The organism is Agrobacterium vitis, assembly GCF_014926405.1.
Lineage (GTDB): Bacteria > Pseudomonadota > Alphaproteobacteria > Rhizobiales > Rhizobiaceae > Allorhizobium > Allorhizobium vitis_H.
Window position 1 is genome coordinate 833,655 of the sequence record NZ_JACXXJ020000003.1, and the last position, 14,393, is coordinate 848,047.

At 57.4% G+C, this 14,393-nt stretch carries 13 protein-coding genes; all 13 read right to left on the minus strand.

All coding sequences use genetic code 11. The annotated features are described in order from the left end of the window. Positions 1 to 123: 123 nt before the first annotated feature. The 13 genes from IEI95_RS05150 to IEI95_RS05210 all read right to left on the minus strand — a co-directional run bounded on the left by IEI95_RS05150 (position 124) and on the right by IEI95_RS05210 (position 14,393). Positions 124 to 831, minus strand: a complete 708-nt coding sequence (locus IEI95_RS05150) for an ABC transporter ATP-binding protein (RefSeq protein ID WP_156532636.1) — start codon at positions 829 to 831, stop codon at positions 124 to 126. Next, a complete protein-coding gene (locus IEI95_RS05155) occupies positions 828 to 1,571 on the minus strand; it encodes an ABC transporter ATP-binding protein (RefSeq protein ID WP_156532635.1) in 744 nt (247 codons plus the stop codon). Before IEI95_RS05155 ends, IEI95_RS05150 begins: the two co-directional genes overlap by 4 nt. Continuing rightward, the gene (locus IEI95_RS05160) at positions 1,568 to 2,566 is read right to left on the minus strand and encodes a branched-chain amino acid ABC transporter permease (RefSeq protein ID WP_156532634.1); all 999 of its coding nucleotides are present in this window, start codon (positions 2,564 to 2,566) and stop codon (positions 1,568 to 1,570) included. Before IEI95_RS05160 ends, IEI95_RS05155 begins: the two co-directional genes overlap by 4 nt. Positions 2,567 to 2,575: 9 nt before the next feature. After that, positions 2,576 to 3,433, minus strand: a complete 858-nt coding sequence (locus tag IEI95_RS05165) for a branched-chain amino acid ABC transporter permease (RefSeq protein ID WP_194416110.1) — start codon at positions 3,431 to 3,433, stop codon at positions 2,576 to 2,578. Positions 3,434 to 3,604: 171 nt separating this feature from the next. Continuing rightward, positions 3,605 to 4,822: an ABC transporter substrate-binding protein gene (locus IEI95_RS05170; RefSeq protein WP_234934165.1), complete on the minus strand. Its 1,218-nt coding sequence runs from the start codon at positions 4,820 to 4,822 to the stop codon at positions 3,605 to 3,607. A gap of 521 nt (positions 4,823 to 5,343) precedes the next feature. Then, positions 5,344 to 6,987 (minus strand): bifunctional 3-(3-hydroxy-phenyl)propionate/3-hydroxycinnamic acid hydroxylase, encoded by a 1,644-nt coding sequence (locus IEI95_RS05175; protein WP_194416112.1) that lies wholly within the window; start codon positions 6,985 to 6,987, stop codon positions 5,344 to 5,346. Between the two features lie 176 nt (positions 6,988 to 7,163). Further along, positions 7,164 to 8,015 carry a fumarylacetoacetate hydrolase family protein gene (locus tag IEI95_RS05180; protein WP_194416114.1) on the minus strand — a complete coding sequence of 284 codons (852 nt, stop codon included), beginning with the start codon at positions 8,013 to 8,015 and terminating at the stop codon, positions 7,164 to 7,166. A 48-nt stretch (positions 8,016 to 8,063) separates the two neighbouring features. Next, positions 8,064 to 8,903 (minus strand): VOC family protein, encoded by an 840-nt coding sequence (locus IEI95_RS05185; protein WP_156532629.1) that lies wholly within the window; start codon positions 8,901 to 8,903, stop codon positions 8,064 to 8,066. Between the two features lie 345 nt (positions 8,904 to 9,248). Further along, the gene (gene lldD / locus IEI95_RS05190; RefSeq protein WP_194416116.1) at positions 9,249 to 10,388 is read right to left on the minus strand and encodes an FMN-dependent L-lactate dehydrogenase LldD; all 1,140 of its coding nucleotides are present in this window, start codon (positions 10,386 to 10,388) and stop codon (positions 9,249 to 9,251) included. Continuing rightward, on the minus strand, positions 10,385 to 11,140 hold the full coding sequence (locus tag IEI95_RS05195; protein ID WP_156537299.1) for an FCD domain-containing protein: 756 nt from the start codon (positions 11,138 to 11,140) through the stop codon (positions 10,385 to 10,387). Before IEI95_RS05195 ends, lldD begins: the two co-directional genes overlap by 4 nt. Positions 11,141 to 11,363: 223 nt before the next feature. Continuing rightward, positions 11,364 to 12,011 (minus strand): 3-oxoacid CoA-transferase subunit B, encoded by a 648-nt coding sequence (locus tag IEI95_RS05200; RefSeq protein ID WP_156532626.1) that lies wholly within the window; start codon positions 12,009 to 12,011, stop codon positions 11,364 to 11,366. Next, on the minus strand, positions 12,011 to 12,718 hold the full coding sequence (locus IEI95_RS05205; RefSeq protein WP_156532625.1) for a CoA transferase subunit A: 708 nt from the start codon (positions 12,716 to 12,718) through the stop codon (positions 12,011 to 12,013). The genes IEI95_RS05200 and IEI95_RS05205 overlap by 1 nt, the downstream gene beginning before the upstream one ends. Before the next feature lie 160 nt (positions 12,719 to 12,878). Continuing rightward, positions 12,879 to 14,393 (minus strand): aldehyde dehydrogenase family protein, encoded by a 1,515-nt coding sequence (locus IEI95_RS05210; protein ID WP_156532624.1) that lies wholly within the window; start codon positions 14,391 to 14,393, stop codon positions 12,879 to 12,881.

Sequence of the window (14,393 nt, forward strand, 5' to 3'; positions counted from 1 at the left end):
GACTGCCGTCATCGCAGACGATCTGCCCGGCTCAATCCGAACCGGGCAGATACGTGCTTTTCTTGTTTTTGTTTGCGCATCGGATTTATCCGAAAACCGGTTCTTAACTTTCGGTCCGATGCTCTAATGCGTCACGGCCAGCATATCCTCGATCTCGGTCCAATCCTGGAGCAAGCTTTCACGCGAACCGCTGACGCGGACCTGGCCGCGTTCGATAACCATGCCCTGTTCGGCGATTTCAAGCGCCAGTTTCGCATGCTGTTCAACGATGATCATCGACATTTCGCTTTCCTTGCGAAGCTTGATCAGCGCTTCAAGCAGCATATCGACGATAACAGGAGCCAGGCCTTCGAAAGGCTCATCCAGCAGGAGGCAAGTCGGCTGGCTCATCAGCGCACGGCCTATCGCCAGCATCTGCTGCTCTCCACCGGAAAGCTGGTTGCCACCATTTTTCCGCCGTTCGGCAAGGCGGGGAAAGAGCTCGTAGACACGCTCCATCGTCCATCCTCGGCGAAGATCGGCGATGCGCAGGTTTTCCTCGACGCTCAACGTGGCAAAAATCTGCCGCTCCTGCGGCACGAAGCCTATGCCAAGCCGGCAGCGTTGGCTGGGAGAAAGCCCGCCGATTTCCCCAGAGTTAAAACGAATGCTGCCTTCCTTGAGCGCCAAGCGCCCGGCAATGGTGCAGAGCAGCGTGGTTTTGCCAGCACCATTGCGCCCAAGCAGCGCCAGCCCGCCGCCCATGGGGAGGGTCAGGTCAATGCCATTGATAATGCGGGTCGGGCCGTAACCGCTGACGACATTTCGGATTTCGAGCAGGTCTGCGGTCATGAACGGTTCCCCAGATAAGCGGCACGGACATTGGCGTCATGGCGAATTTCCTCTGGCGTGCCACGCGCGATGATGGTTCCCTCGGCCAAGACCGTGATCTCCCGTGCAAAGCGGAAAACCAGCGGCATATCGTGCTCGATCAGCAAGACGGCAACATCGGCTGGCAATTCATCGAGAATAGTGAGGATCACCTCATGATCCGCCGCAGGCAGTCCAGCAGCAGGCTCATCCAGCAACAGCACTTTCGGGCGCAGGGCCATGGCGACCGCCAGTTCCACGAGGCGTTGCTGGCCATAGGCCAGATCGCGCACCGGAACATGCGGGACATTGGCAAGGCGCATACGGCTGGCAATCTCTTCTGCTTCCGCGACCACTTTTGCCGGGAAGCCATGATGCCCTGCCATCGAAAACCCAAAGCCTTCACGTTCGCCAATTGCAAGCGCGATATTTTCAAGGGCTGTGAATGAGGTAAACAGATTGGTGACCTGGAAATTGCGCACCAATCCCAGCCCAACGCGCTTGTGCTGCGCCATGCCCTTGAGGTCGATACCATCGAGAAATATCGCCCCCTTGCGTGGGGACAGCCTGCCGGTAATGAGATTGATCAGCGTCGTCTTGCCAGCACCGTTTGGCCCGATCAATGCGTGGCGTGCGCCCTTCTCAAGCACGAGCGACACATTATTGGTGACCACCAGTCCACCGAATTGCAAGGTAAGGTTTTCAAGCTGCAAAGCGCTCATCGACCGATCCTTCCGCGCAGTTGAGCCAAAATCCGCGTAATGCCCCCTGGTGCGAACAGAACGAGCACCACGAGGATGATCCCCAGCCAGAGCTGCCACATGACAGGATTGTCTTTCGACAAGATGTCCTGGGCAACGAGATAGACAGCAGGTCCAATAATCGCGCCGTAAAGCCGCCCTGAGCCACCAAGCGCCAACATGACAAGAATAGTTGCCGACAGTTCGAAACTCATATCCTTCAGGCCAACGAACTGATTGACCTCGGCTTGCAGAGCACCGGCAAGCCCGGCCAGCAAGCAGGAAATGACGAAGATCAGCAAGGTGCGTGGCCGGACCGCGATGCCGATGGCAGCGGCGCGACCGGGATTGTCGCGGATCGCCATGATGGACTGTCCGAATGGCGAATGGACCAGTCGGCGCACCCCAAGCCAGACAAGCAGAAAGACCAGGGCCGAGAACCAATAACCGACCTGACCGAGCAGATCGAATTCGTAAAGACCCAAAACCGGCCAGGTCTCCATGCCAACCAAGCCATCGACGCCTCCGGTCAACCAGGTCGCCTTGTTGGCGATCTCGCCAAACAGAAACACCGTACAAAGCGTCAGCATCAGCAAGGTGAACCGTGCCGTGCGTAAAACAATGGCTCCAACCACCGCGCCTACCAGCCCGGCTGCCATGGCACCGATCAACAGGCCGCTCAATGGCTCGCCCCAGCCGTATTTTGAGGCAATGCCGGTTGCATAGGCGCCAACCCCGAAAAACGCGGCGTGGCCCAGCGTGACAATCCCGGCATAGCCGACCAGGAGATCGAGGGACACGGCGAAGATAACGGTGATCAGGATTTGCGAACCGAGCGCGTAATAATCGTCGCCGAGCAGCGGCACCAGCGCCAACGCAAGGACGATCAAGCCATCAGCCGGATTAAAACCATGCTTGCGGCGCAGGAAGCCGGTAAACGTGGACGGTGGAGAGACTAGAGTGGAGCGATCTGACATTTTCAATCTTCATACCCTTCCAAACAGCCCGCGCGGCCTGACCAGCAGCAGGATGAAGACGAGGAGAAACAACATGACGGTGCCAAAAGCCGGCACATAATAGGCCGAGACGGTTTGGACCGTGCCGACCAGAAGTGCTGCGACGAAAGAGCCCCGCAACGTGCCAAGCCCCGCCACAGCCACGACGATTTGAACATAAACAAGGATATCAAAGGCATAGGACGGATTGAGCCCGAAGACATCAGCTCCCAGCATGCCGCCCAGGGCCGCGAGCGCGCCCCCGAAGGCGAAGGTCGCCATGAACACATGTTTGGTGCGAATGCCGATCGATTCTGCCATACCCCGGTTTTCAACGGAGGCCCGGATGATGGCGCCGATCCGGCTGCGTTCAAGCACAAACAGAATGAATGCGGCAGTCAGGATACCGATACCGATCACAACCAGCTTGTAGAAATAGAATGAGAAAGGCCCCACCGTCAGATTTTGCGCCAGAAACGCGGGAATGACGACGGGGCGCATCAGCGGCCCGAAAAACAACCGCGCCAGCGCACCGACGATGAAGATCAATCCGATGCAGAAGAGAACCTGATCCAGCTCAGACCGACCGTAAAGTCGTGCATAGAGCAGCTTTTCCGCCACCGCCGCCAGAAGCGCAACAGCAAGGGGCGCGCAGATCACCATGAGCGGCCAGGGCAGGCCCCAGGCGCTGATGGCGGTAGCCGCTATATAGCCACCGGCCATGGCAAAAACGCCGTGCGCCAGATTGACGAAACCCATCAGACCGAGGGTTACCGACAGGCCGACGGATATGAGGTAAAGCACGCTTGCATAGGCAAGCGACTGGAACGCAACTTCCACCAGTGTCATGACAAGCCTCCTCCCTGTCATCCGGCAATATTGCGGGATGACTCCGAGAGTCCGTCAGGTTCAAATCGAACCACACAGACTCTCGCCTCCATTGTTTTCGTTCGTCTTTTCGGGAAAACGGGTTCCACTTCCCCACACAAACGCTAGCCGGACGTTCTGAGCGACCAGAGATCAGAGAGGATGCTCAACCTTCCAGGGGTCTTTGACGGCTGGAATGGTTTCGAGTTCCACATTGGCAAGCTCGCCGTTCTTCTCGCGCACTTCACGGATGTAGATATTCTGGACAATGTCGCGCGTCTCGGGGTCAATCGAAATTGGCCCACGCGGGCTTTGCTCAGCCTTGAAGGTCTTCATAGCGGCCATGGCACCTGCGGCATCCACGGCACCCTTGGTGGCGGCAATGGCTGAGCAGATCAGATGCATGCCATCATAGGCGCCAACGGCCATATAATTGGGCCGGACGGGCATGAACGTATAGGCCTTCTTCCAGGCCTCGACAAAAGCAGCATTGGCGGGGCGATCACCGGCCATGCTATATTGGCCAGCGGTGAGGACGCCGAGTGCTGCTGCGCCGATATTTGGCAATTCCTCGTCGCTTGTCAGGTCTCCCGGACCAATCAACTGGATGCCAGCGCCGCGCAAATCCGCTTCCTGATAGGCCCGCATGAATGCGGAGGCTTGCACACCGCCGGGATGGAATGCAAAGACCACATCCGGCTTCTCCTGCTTGGCTGCGAGCAGAAAGGGGACGAAATTTGTGCTCTGGATCGGCATTTTCACCGAGGCGACAATGGTTCCCCCTTTGGATGTGAAGCCTTTCGTAAAAGCTTCTTCTGCATCGTGGCCAGGGGCAAAATCCGTGGTCAGCAGGTAGGCTCGCTTGAAACCGCGCTTGGCAGCCGCCCATTGGCCCAACGGCTGGTTCACCTGCCAATGGGTAAAGGCCGTGCGCACATACCAGGGCGCAAGCTGGGTGGTATTGGCGCCTGCCGCATTGAACAAGACGCAGGGCATCTTGGCCTTCATCAACAATGGCGCCACAGCATTGGCATTGGGCGTCCATTGGAAGCCGCCAAGATATTGTACCTTGTCACGCGTCACCAGTTCTTGAACCAGTCGTTTGGCCACATCCGGATTGGCACCGCCGTCGTCGCGGATGACGAGTTCGACTGGAATATCCCCCAGCACGGCCTTGCCCTCGGTCTCCAGGTAGAGTTTCGCCGCATTGGCCATGATTTGCCCACTCGATGCGAACGGGCCGGACATGGTCAATACCAGCCCGATTTTGATCGGCTGGCTGGCGGCTCGTCCCTGCCCGGCCCAACCGGCCAATGGCGCAGCAGCCAGCAACCCAAGGGCACCTCGGCGTGTAAACTTCAGTTCGGTCATCATAGTGCTCCTCCACCAATGATCGTCAATTGTGCCTCCCCCTTTGGCTAGCCCTCGAAAAGGGAAAGCGCAAAAGGCACGGCGCTGCCGACAAATCCGGAAAACAGACCCGATCGAAGGCAAAATTGTTCAATGAACTGATGATGCTAGATCGCGAGCCCTGCGCTGATAGCGGCGCGGCATGTCCTGCAGATTTGAGCGTAGTCTTTCTTGTCGCCGCGAACTTCTTCTGACGTGTCTGACGACATTTCCCGATGTCCCAGGCTCTCCACGACGACAAGAACGATTATTATCAATTCCTGCGCTTTATCAAGTTTATTATCATAAAATCTAATAAAATTTCATGTTTAAAATTTTAATTATCATTTTATGATATTTTATAACTAACTGCGGAGATATGAAGAGCAGTATTCTTATTGCCTGAATTGGCGAACTTCTGCGGCAAACACCATGCTCTCCACACGAGCGCTCAACAATGGGCTGATGCGCCGGTATCTTGCAGATTGGCTCTCCGATAAACGCTAGGATGCCGCAGCCAAAGAGTTTTTCACTTCTGCCCGGATCACCGGGCGTGAACCAAGCATCCCCAACTTTTCCACCAGATGCAGGGCTTCAGCGATAGACGTGGCTGCCGCGATATATCGGTCACGGCGCAGCAAGAAGACATGCCCAAGATAGGATTTCATCGGGCCGGAGCTGAACAGCCGCCCGACATCCCGGTGAACCGGGAAAATGCCGTCAATAGGGTTCATCCATTCAGGGGTCAAACCGACCACAGTTGCACCCGCCGCCTCCAGAGCCCTGATGACATCAACGGACAAAGCACGGTCAGGGAACTCATCAAAGACCAGAGCAACAGGTCCATCCGGCAAGACGCGGTCAAGCAATACGCGGTGCCGGTGGCTGTCTTCCACCACGGGCTGCGGCACCAGGCGTCCCACCATGGTTTCCTTCTCCGGTCTGGAGTCGGGCCATAGAAGTCCCTGGCGAAAGCGTGGCTTTGGCTTGTAGCGCATTTGGGCGAAATAATCACGGACAGGCGGATAGAGCCCAAGGATACGGAAAGCTGCCCTGGTCAAAAGGGCCTTAATGCCATTTTCCGGCATCATCACCTGCCCCATGCGCAGCGCCAATGCAATCATTTCCCAGGCATGCGGCCGCCGCTCAATCTCGTAGCTATCCAGGAAATCGGACGGCATATCGCCACGCAATGCTTCCGCCAGTTTCCAGGCCAGATTATGCGCATCACGCAGGCCGCTATTCATTCCCTGCCCGGCAAAGGGAGGCGTCAAATGCGCGGCATCACCGGCGAGAAAGATATTGCCGTCCCGCCAGCGATCAGCCAGACGGGCATGGAATGTATAGACCCGCACGCGGCGAAATTCACAATCCCGGTCAGGTCCAACACGCTCCAGAAGGCCACGGACAAAGGCCTCCTCAGTCGCGCCCTTCTCGTCCTCATTGGTATGCAGCATGAATTCGTAACGACGGATATTGTCCGGACCGGGCAGCGATATGCACGGGCGAGCAGGATCGCAATGGACCTGCGTATGACGAAAACGATTTTCCGTCCGGACCAGATCGACAATCAGCCACCGCTCCACAAAGGTGGAGCCGACAAGATGGACGCCGAGTTTTCCACGTGTCGGGGAACGTCCTCCGTCACTGGCGACCATATAGCGGGCCCGGATGACGCGAGTTCCTTTCGCCGCATGGGCGATTTCCACGGTAACGGAATCCGCAGTCTGGGAAAATGTTTGCATATCCCAGCCAAAAAACTGGATCACATTGGGATAACGGGCAAGCCCCTCGCGCAAAAGCGCTTCCAATTCCGGCTGTTGAAATGCATTGCGCTTGTCGAAACCATAATCGCGCGACGTCGGCTCCACGGTCAGAAACAACTCGCCAGCCGGCGAAAGATAACGCGAGCCATAGCCGCGCACCACGATTTTCTCTACCGCGTCCTCCAACCCGATAGCTTGCATGGTTCGCATCGACTCGTCGTCGATGGATACGGCACGCGGCTCCTGAACCGTGGTCAGGTTGCGCTCGACAAGCGCCACCGACACACCCATGCCGCCCAGAAGATTAGCCAGGGTCAGTCCGGTTGGACCCGCCCCGACAATGACGACCTCGACTTCGGTCTCAAGTTCCTCGGCGTTCATCAGGCCCTCCTCTCCACGCTGAACGTTACAGCGCCCGCATCGTGTTCTGTCTATTAAACTTCACTGCAACACCCTACAAATACAGTAGATTTCGCCCCTGGGTCCGAATGAACCCAGGGAGCTTGCTGTAGATGGGTGGCGCAGTCCTCCCGCCCCGCGCCGCAGGGCTGCGCTGTTCAGGGCTCCGTGCCGACAGCGTTGACCAGCAAACCAACGCCGGGAATATCCACTTCGAAAACATCCCCCGCCTTCATGAACAGGGGCGGCTCCCGGCGATCTCCAACACCACCTGGCGTACCCGTGAGGATCACGTCGCCGGGCTGCAACGGCGTGAAGTGCGAGCAATAGGAAATCAGCGTGGCGATGGGGAAGATCAGATCGGCCAGTGTTGCATCCTGCATCACCTGACCATTGAGACGGCCAGTGATTTTCAGCTTCGTGTAATCGCCAACTTCATCGGGGGTTACGAGCTGCGGTCCAAATGCGCCGGTTGCCGGGAAATTCTTGCCCGGCGTGAATTGGAACGTATGCCGCTGCCAATCACGGATGGTCGCATCGTTATAGCAGGTATATCCCGCCACGTGATCGAGAGCATTTTCCTCGGCGATATAGCGTCCGCCGCGGCCGATGACGACAGCAAGCTCGGCTTCATAATCCAGATGATCCGACACCCGGGGCTTCAGGATTGGCTGGCGATGAGCGATCTGAGTGTCAGCGAAACGGGTGAAGATCGTCGGATATTTGGCATCTGGCCGCTTGGTTTCCGCACGGTGGGTTTCATAGTTCAACCCGACGCAGAGGATTTTGCCAGCATCCGGCACAACCGGCAGAAGCGCAATATCAGCCTCGGTGAACTCAGCTCGCCGCCCGGAGATATAATCCTGAGCGCTCTCGAGCAGACCGGCTTCGATAGCCTGTTTCAGCGTCACGACATCGGCGGCAAGCTTGCCGGTCAGATCAACGATACCGTTGTCGACGCGAACGCCGAAACCTGCCCGGCCAAGCCGGGTGTAACTTAAAAATTGCATGTCACTAATTCCTAGAATTGGTCTTGGAAGTGAGATCTGACAACCGGATCAGGAGCGAAGAATCGCCTCGCCCCATTTGTTGAGCGTGCGCGGATGCTGCGGCCAATCCATCGTGTCACGATCGTAGATAACTTCCAGTTCAGCCGAGATCTCGATCCAATTGCCATCCGGATCCGTGATGAAAATGAAGAGATTGTTGCCAGGACCATGGCGACCGGGACCCCAGCTGAGCTGGATATCATGAATTGCCAGATGATCGCACCAATCACGGATATAGTTCCATTCCCCAGCCTCATAGGAATGATGATCGACGCCAACGCGGCCCGGCGTATAGAAGCAGGCGATGGTGTGATGCTCGTGATTGGAGGTCGTGAAGGCGGTGGCAAGCCGGCCATCTTCATGCAGCACGCGGTCTGTCAGCTGGAAACCCAGCTTGCCGACGTAAAAGTCAACAAATGCAGCCACATCCTCGGATGCATAGGTCAGATGCTGCGTTGGCCCCTGGATACCCTTGGCGCCCGGCTTGTCTGGCTTGGCCACACCGAAGCACACCATACGTCCGTCGGGATCGCGAACCGCGAATGCACCATCTTCAAAATAGGGCGAAGGGCTGGCCAGCACCGCAATGCCTTCGGCATCGACCCGGGCCCGCAGAAGCGCAAGCCCTTCGGCATTGCGGCAAGCAAGTCCGGAATAAGCCAGCTTCTTGTCAGCTCCAGCAACGGCGATGAAGCGGCGCTTTGGCCCTTCACAAATCCACTCGTCTCCAACCTTTTCGAGCTTCATGTCCATGGCATCGGCATAGAACCGCGCCAGACGCTCAGGATTGGAGCTTTCGAATGCAACGTGATGCAGGTACGCACCTGCTTGAACGGCTGTGAATGCCATTTGATCCTCCCTGATGATGTTTTTACAAATTATCGTTTTTTGATAATTATTCAATACAAAAAATTGATAAAATAAAAAATTTGATAAATACACACCGTATGGCGCATGAGCGCCATTCCTGCCGGAATTGACGGAACGCAACCATGCACAGCTATTGGAAGACATCAAAGGAAACGTGCGGACGGCAGAGGCGTGATATTTTCTGTCCCAAAACGTCAATATCGCCATTGATCAATGGGCACCTCAGCTGTTGGCCACAGGCGCCTCATCCATGCCCCTGCAAAGAGAGGTATGCGGGTCTTCCGCAAAGCCGGCTCTACTTTTCCTAAGGCAAATTCTGGGCTTTCAGAGGCCACGCACCAGGCTATCGAGGGAAATTTCGGCGATAGAACGCGCGCCGGTCAGCGTCATGGCAACCCGCATTTCCTTGGCGAAGAGATCGAGCAGATTTTCCACGCCTGCCTGCCCGGCGGCGGCCAATGCATAGACGAAAGCGCGTCCGATCAACACGCCATCGGCTCCCTGCGCTATCATCCGCACGACATCAAGACCCGAGCGAATGCCGGAATCGGCAAGGATCGTCAGGTCACCTTTGACCGCAGCGGCAATGGCTGGCAAGGCGCGGGCGGAAGACAGGACGCCGTCCAGCTGGCGTCCACCATGGTTCGAGACGATAATGCCATTAGCGCCGAAGCGCACGGCATCTTTCGCATCCTCCGGGTCGAGAATGCCCTTGATGATCATCGGTCCCTTCCAGAAATCCCGGATCCATTCGAGATCCTTCCAGCCAATCGAGGGGTCGAAATTTTCGCCGAGCCAGCCGACATAGTCGGCCAGATTGGTTTTTTGCTGGCGATAGGCCGAAACATTGCCAAGATCATGCGGCTTTCCCAACAGGCCGACATCGATAGCCCATGTGGGGTGCATGACGGCCTGGATAAGGCGACGCGCAGAAGCATTCGGGCCGGACATGCCGGAATGGGCATCACGATAGCGAGCGCCGGGTACGGGCATGTCAACGGTGAACACTAGCTTGCGGATACCTGCCGCCCAGGCCCGCTCCAGCGCATTTTTCATGAAGCCGCGATCGCGCAGCACATAGAGCTGGAACCAGATCGGACGGTTGATGGCCGCCTGCACCTCCTCGATCGGGCAGACGGACACTGTCGAAAGCGTCAGCGGAATACCCTTTTTTTCCGCTGCGCGCGCGGCCTGCACTTCGCCGCGCCGCGCATACATGCCCGTCAATCCTACGGGCGCGAGAATGACCGGCATAGCCAGCTCTTCATCGAAAAGCGTCGTGGAAATATCAACAGTACCCACGCTTTTCAGCACTCGCTGACGCAGTGCCAGATCGGTAAGATCATCGATATTGCGGCGCATCGTGTGCTCGCTATAGGCCCCACCATCGATGTAATGGAACAGAAAGGGCGGCAGGCGGCGGCGGGCCGCCTCGCGGTAATCGGTCGAGGACGAAATGATCATGATAAATTTTCCCCCTGAAATTCCGGTCTTTGCAAAGCCTCTGAGGCTCGCAGCTCCCGCGCGCGGTTGTCCTCGATGACACGAAGGTTTTCCTCCACGAAGGCGAGGTGATCTGCCGCCGCCTTGCGGGCTTCATCCGGCTGCCCGGCCAGGATAGCGCCCAGAATCAGGCCATGCTGGCGCTCTAACGCTGGCGCAAGATCCAGTTGGCGATAGAACTGCATCAGGCTTTGCGCGATGCTCTGCTGGAGAAGTTCGGATAGTCCGGCAACAATCTGGCGCAACACGACATTATGCGATGCCTCGGCAATCGCCATATGAAAAGCTGCATCAGCCCGCGCCTGGCTCTGCGGATTGCCACCTTCCGCAGCACTCATCGCTGCAAAGGCCACTGTCATCCGCTCTTTGTCCAGGTCAGTAGCCCGCAAGGCCGCGTAATAGGCAGCATCCGTATCGAGCGATTTTCGAATTTCCATCACATCGCGCCAATACCCCGCCTCGCCCTGAACCATCGGCAAAAGCGGCTCCAGCGCCCGTTCCAGCGATCGAGCGGCCTCCTCAATGGCGACGAAAGTGCCCCCACCCCGACGGCTGACGACGATTCCACGGCTGATCAACTGCTGGATTGCCTCCCGAAGCCGCGACCGTGAGACGTCAAGCTCCGCCGCCAGGCTGCGCTCCGGCGGCAGACGGTCACCTGGACTTAGCTTGCGCTCAGCAATCATGGCTTCGATGCGCCCGGTCAGCGACATTGGTAGAACCCTTTTGTTTTATTGGTCGTACCAAAACTCTACGAATTAAGCAATATTCGGATTAATGCTCAAATATCACGATTTTTTCACCAATTTATCAAAAATTGGTGGGACCAATTTTATGAGCAATCTCTTTAGAGGTCACGAATGCCAAATAAAAAGCCCCTACAGCATCTGATCAGACGCTGTAGGGGCTTTGGCATGACTAGCTTGAAGCCTGCGTTTAAAGGCCTTCGGCAATCTCGAAAGCAGCTGTGGTCTTGGCCTGGACATCGGCCACGGTGACCTCAGGCGCCAGCTCCACCAGCCGGAACGTGCCAGCGCGATCAGACCGCACGAATACGCAGAGATCGGTAATGATCATGTCCACCACATTCAGCCCGGTCAGCGGCAGCGTGCATTCGGGAATGAACTTGGACTCGCCTGCTTTGGAGCAATGCTCCATGACAACGATGACCTTCTTGACACCGGCCACGAGATCCATCGCGCCGCCCATGCCCTTGACCATCTTGCCGGGGACCATCCAATTGGCAATATCGCCATTGGCCGAGACCTCCATCGCGCCCAGCACCGTAAGGTCGATGTGGCCACCACGGATCATCGCAAAACTGTCGGCGGACGAAAAATAGCTGGATGATGGCAATTCGCTGATCGTCTGCTTGCCGGCATTGATCAGGTCGGCATCCTCTTCACCCTCAAAGGGAAACGGCCCGATCCCCAGCATTCCGTTTTCGGATTGCAGCGTCACTTCAACCCCAGGCGGAATGTGATTTGCCACCAGCGTCGGAATGCCGATGCCAAGGTTGACATAGAAGCCGTCCTCGAGCTCTTTTGCGGCGCGTGCCGCCATCTCATCTCTGCTCCAGGACATCAGGCTGCTCCTCTTACTGTAACGGTACGGAATTCGATCTTCTTGTCATAAGGCGAACCGTCGATCATGCGCCTGACATAAATGCCGGGAAGATGGATGGCATCAGGGTCAAGACTTCCGACCGGCACGATCTCCTCGACCTCCGCCACGCAGATCTTGCCGGATGTTGCCGCAGGCGCGTTGAAATTGCGCGCTGTCTTGCGGAACATCAGATTGCCAGCCTCATCGGCGCGCCATCCCTTGATGATCGACAGATCGGCCCGGATGCCGCGCTCCAGCAGATAGACTTCGCCATCGAAAATATGCGTTTCCTTGCCCTCGGCCACCTGAGTGCCGACGCCGGTTCGTGTGTAGAAGCCGGGAATACCGGCACCGCCAGCCCGCATGCGCTCGGCCAGCGTTCCCTGCGGGCAGAATTCAACTTCCAGTTCGCCGCTCAGAAATTGCCGCTCGAATTCCTTGTTTTCACCGACATAGGAGGAAATCATCTTCTTCACCTGGCGGGTGCGCAGAAGTTTTCCAAGCCCATGCCCATCGATGCCCGCATTGTTGGAGGCAATCGTCAAATCCTTGACCCCGGACGCGACAATCGCATCAATCAGGCGTTCGGGAATGCCGCAAAGCCCGAAACCACCGGCGCAAATCGTCATGCCATCGAACAACAATCCGTCCAAGGCCGCACTTGCGTCACCATATATTTTCTTCATCTGTATCTCCCGCCTGAATAATCAGTCCTGAAACCTGTTTGAGCTGGCGCCTCCAGATCAACTTTAAACTTCATCGTAATGCGTCCGGCAAGCGCAAAGCGGCGCACGGAGGAAAGAAACCGTGATCAACATCAATCTTAAATTAGAAAAACTCTCGGCGTTAAATTAGCGCACAGACGGTTTTGGTTTCCAGGTAGTTTTCCAGGCCCGGCGCGCCATTCTCATAGCCCCAGCCGGATTGACGATGACCACCCTTCGGCAGTTCTGGGGAAAAATAGGAATGGCAATTGATCCATATCGTCCCGGCCTTGACCTGCGCCGCCAATCGGTGGGCCTGGGAAAGATCCCGGGTCCAGACACTGCCCGCCAATCCGTAAGGACTGTCATTGGCATAGAGGATCGCCTCTTCCACCTCGTCGAAGGGCGTCACCGCCACGATAGGACCGAAGATCTCCTCACGCATCAACCGCATGTCGGGCCGCACTCCCGTCACCACGGTCGGCGCATAAAACGTGCCTGTTTCACCTGAAAGGCTGCCACCCGCCGTGATTTCAGCGCCCTCTGCCCTCCCCTCCGCCACATAGGCCGCAACACGGTCGGCCTGGCGGCGATTGACCAACGGCCCCAGATCAACGGCGGGATCGAGCCCATGACCGAGACGCAATGTGGAAGCCGCCTTTGACAGCCCTTCGACCACCTGTTCACAAATCGACCGATGGGCGTAGACACGTGAGGCCGCAACGCAGACCTGACCGGAATTGCTAAAGATGCCGCGCGCAATGCCCTCGACAGTCAGGGCCATGTCGGCATCCGGCAGAACGATGGCAGGCGACTTGCCGCCCAGTTCCAACGTCAGCTTTTTCAGATTTCCAGCAGCAGCAGTCACAATCAGCTTGCCGACCTCGGTCGATCCGGTGAAAGCCACCTTGTCAACATCGGGATGGGTGCACAGAGCCGCCCCCACCGTTTCGCCAAAGCCGGTGACGATATTGACGACGCCGTCAGGCAGACCCACCTCCAGCATCAACTCGCCCAGCCGCAGCGCCGTCAGCGAGGTTTCTTCCGCCGGTTTCAGCACCACGGTGCAACCGGCAGCCAGCGCTGGCGCAAGCTTCATGGCCGCCATCAGCAGGGGCGAATTCCAGGGCGTGATCGCCGCGACCACGCCGACAGGCTCACGGGTGGTATAGGCAAAGATCTGCTTGCCCTGCGGCTGATAGCCGATAGAGGTCGGAATGGTGGTGCCGAGGATCTTGGTGCAGAAACCCGCGAAATAGCGAAACTGTTCGGCACTGGCCGGAATTTCCGCAAACCGGCTGGTCCTGAAGCTCTTGCCCTGATCAAGCGTTTCGAGTTCCGCCAGTTCCTCCGCATGGGCATCGATCAACTCGGCGATTTTCCACAACAGCCTGCCGCGCTGCGAGGGTGTCAGCCCTTTCCATGCCGGAGAGGTGAGAGCGGCACGGGCGCTGGCCACGGCCTCGTCCACATCGGCAACCGTTCCTTCGGCAAGCTCGGCCAGAACCTCGCCAGAGGCCGGGTCAGCCGTCTCAAACCATTGCCGGGAACCGGCATCACGCCAGAACCCGCCGATCAAGATCTGCTTACGGCGGCGGGCCAGAAAGGCTTTGGCGCCCTCGTTTTTCGGGCCGATAGGGTCGAGTGCCAGGGTCAT

Bases quoted from the DNA above. Each gene is read 5' to 3' on its own strand.
- IEI95_RS05180 (WP_194416114.1), bottom strand. From the start codon at position 8,015: ATGCAATTTTTAAGTTACACCCGGCTTGGCCGGGCAGGTTTCGGCGTT.
- IEI95_RS05155 (WP_156532635.1), bottom strand. From the start codon at position 1,571: ATGAGCGCTTTGCAGCTTGAAAACCTTACCTTGCAATTCGGTGGACTG.
- IEI95_RS05195 (WP_156537299.1), bottom strand. From the start codon at position 11,140: ATGTCGCTGACCGGGCGCATCGAAGCCATGATTGCTGAGCGCAAGCTA.
- IEI95_RS05175 (WP_194416112.1), bottom strand. From the start codon at position 6,987: ATGAACGCCGAGGAACTTGAGACCGAAGTCGAGGTCGTCATTGTCGGG.
- IEI95_RS05150 (WP_156532636.1), bottom strand. From the start codon at position 831: ATGACCGCAGACCTGCTCGAAATCCGAAATGTCGTCAGCGGTTACGGC.
- IEI95_RS05200 (WP_156532626.1), bottom strand. From the start codon at position 12,011: ATGTCCTGGAGCAGAGATGAGATGGCGGCACGCGCCGCAAAAGAGCTC.
- lldD (WP_194416116.1), bottom strand. From the start codon at position 10,388: ATGATCATTTCGTCCTCGACCGATTACCGCGAGGCGGCCCGCCGCCGC.
- IEI95_RS05160 (WP_156532634.1), bottom strand. From the start codon at position 2,566: ATGTCAGATCGCTCCACTCTAGTCTCTCCACCGTCCACGTTTACCGGC.
- IEI95_RS05170 (WP_234934165.1), bottom strand. From the start codon at position 4,822: ATGACCGAACTGAAGTTTACACGCCGAGGTGCCCTTGGGTTGCTGGCT.
- IEI95_RS05205 (WP_156532625.1), bottom strand. From the start codon at position 12,718: ATGAAGAAAATATATGGTGACGCAAGTGCGGCCTTGGACGGATTGTTG.
- IEI95_RS05210 (WP_156532624.1), bottom strand. From the start codon at position 14,393: ATGACCCTGGCACTCGACCCTATCGGCCCGAAAAACGAGGGCGCCAAA.
- IEI95_RS05165 (WP_194416110.1), bottom strand. From the start codon at position 3,433: ATGACACTGGTGGAAGTTGCGTTCCAGTCGCTTGCCTATGCAAGCGTG.
- IEI95_RS05185 (WP_156532629.1), bottom strand. From the start codon at position 8,903: ATGGCATTCACAGCCGTTCAAGCAGGTGCGTACCTGCATCACGTTGCA.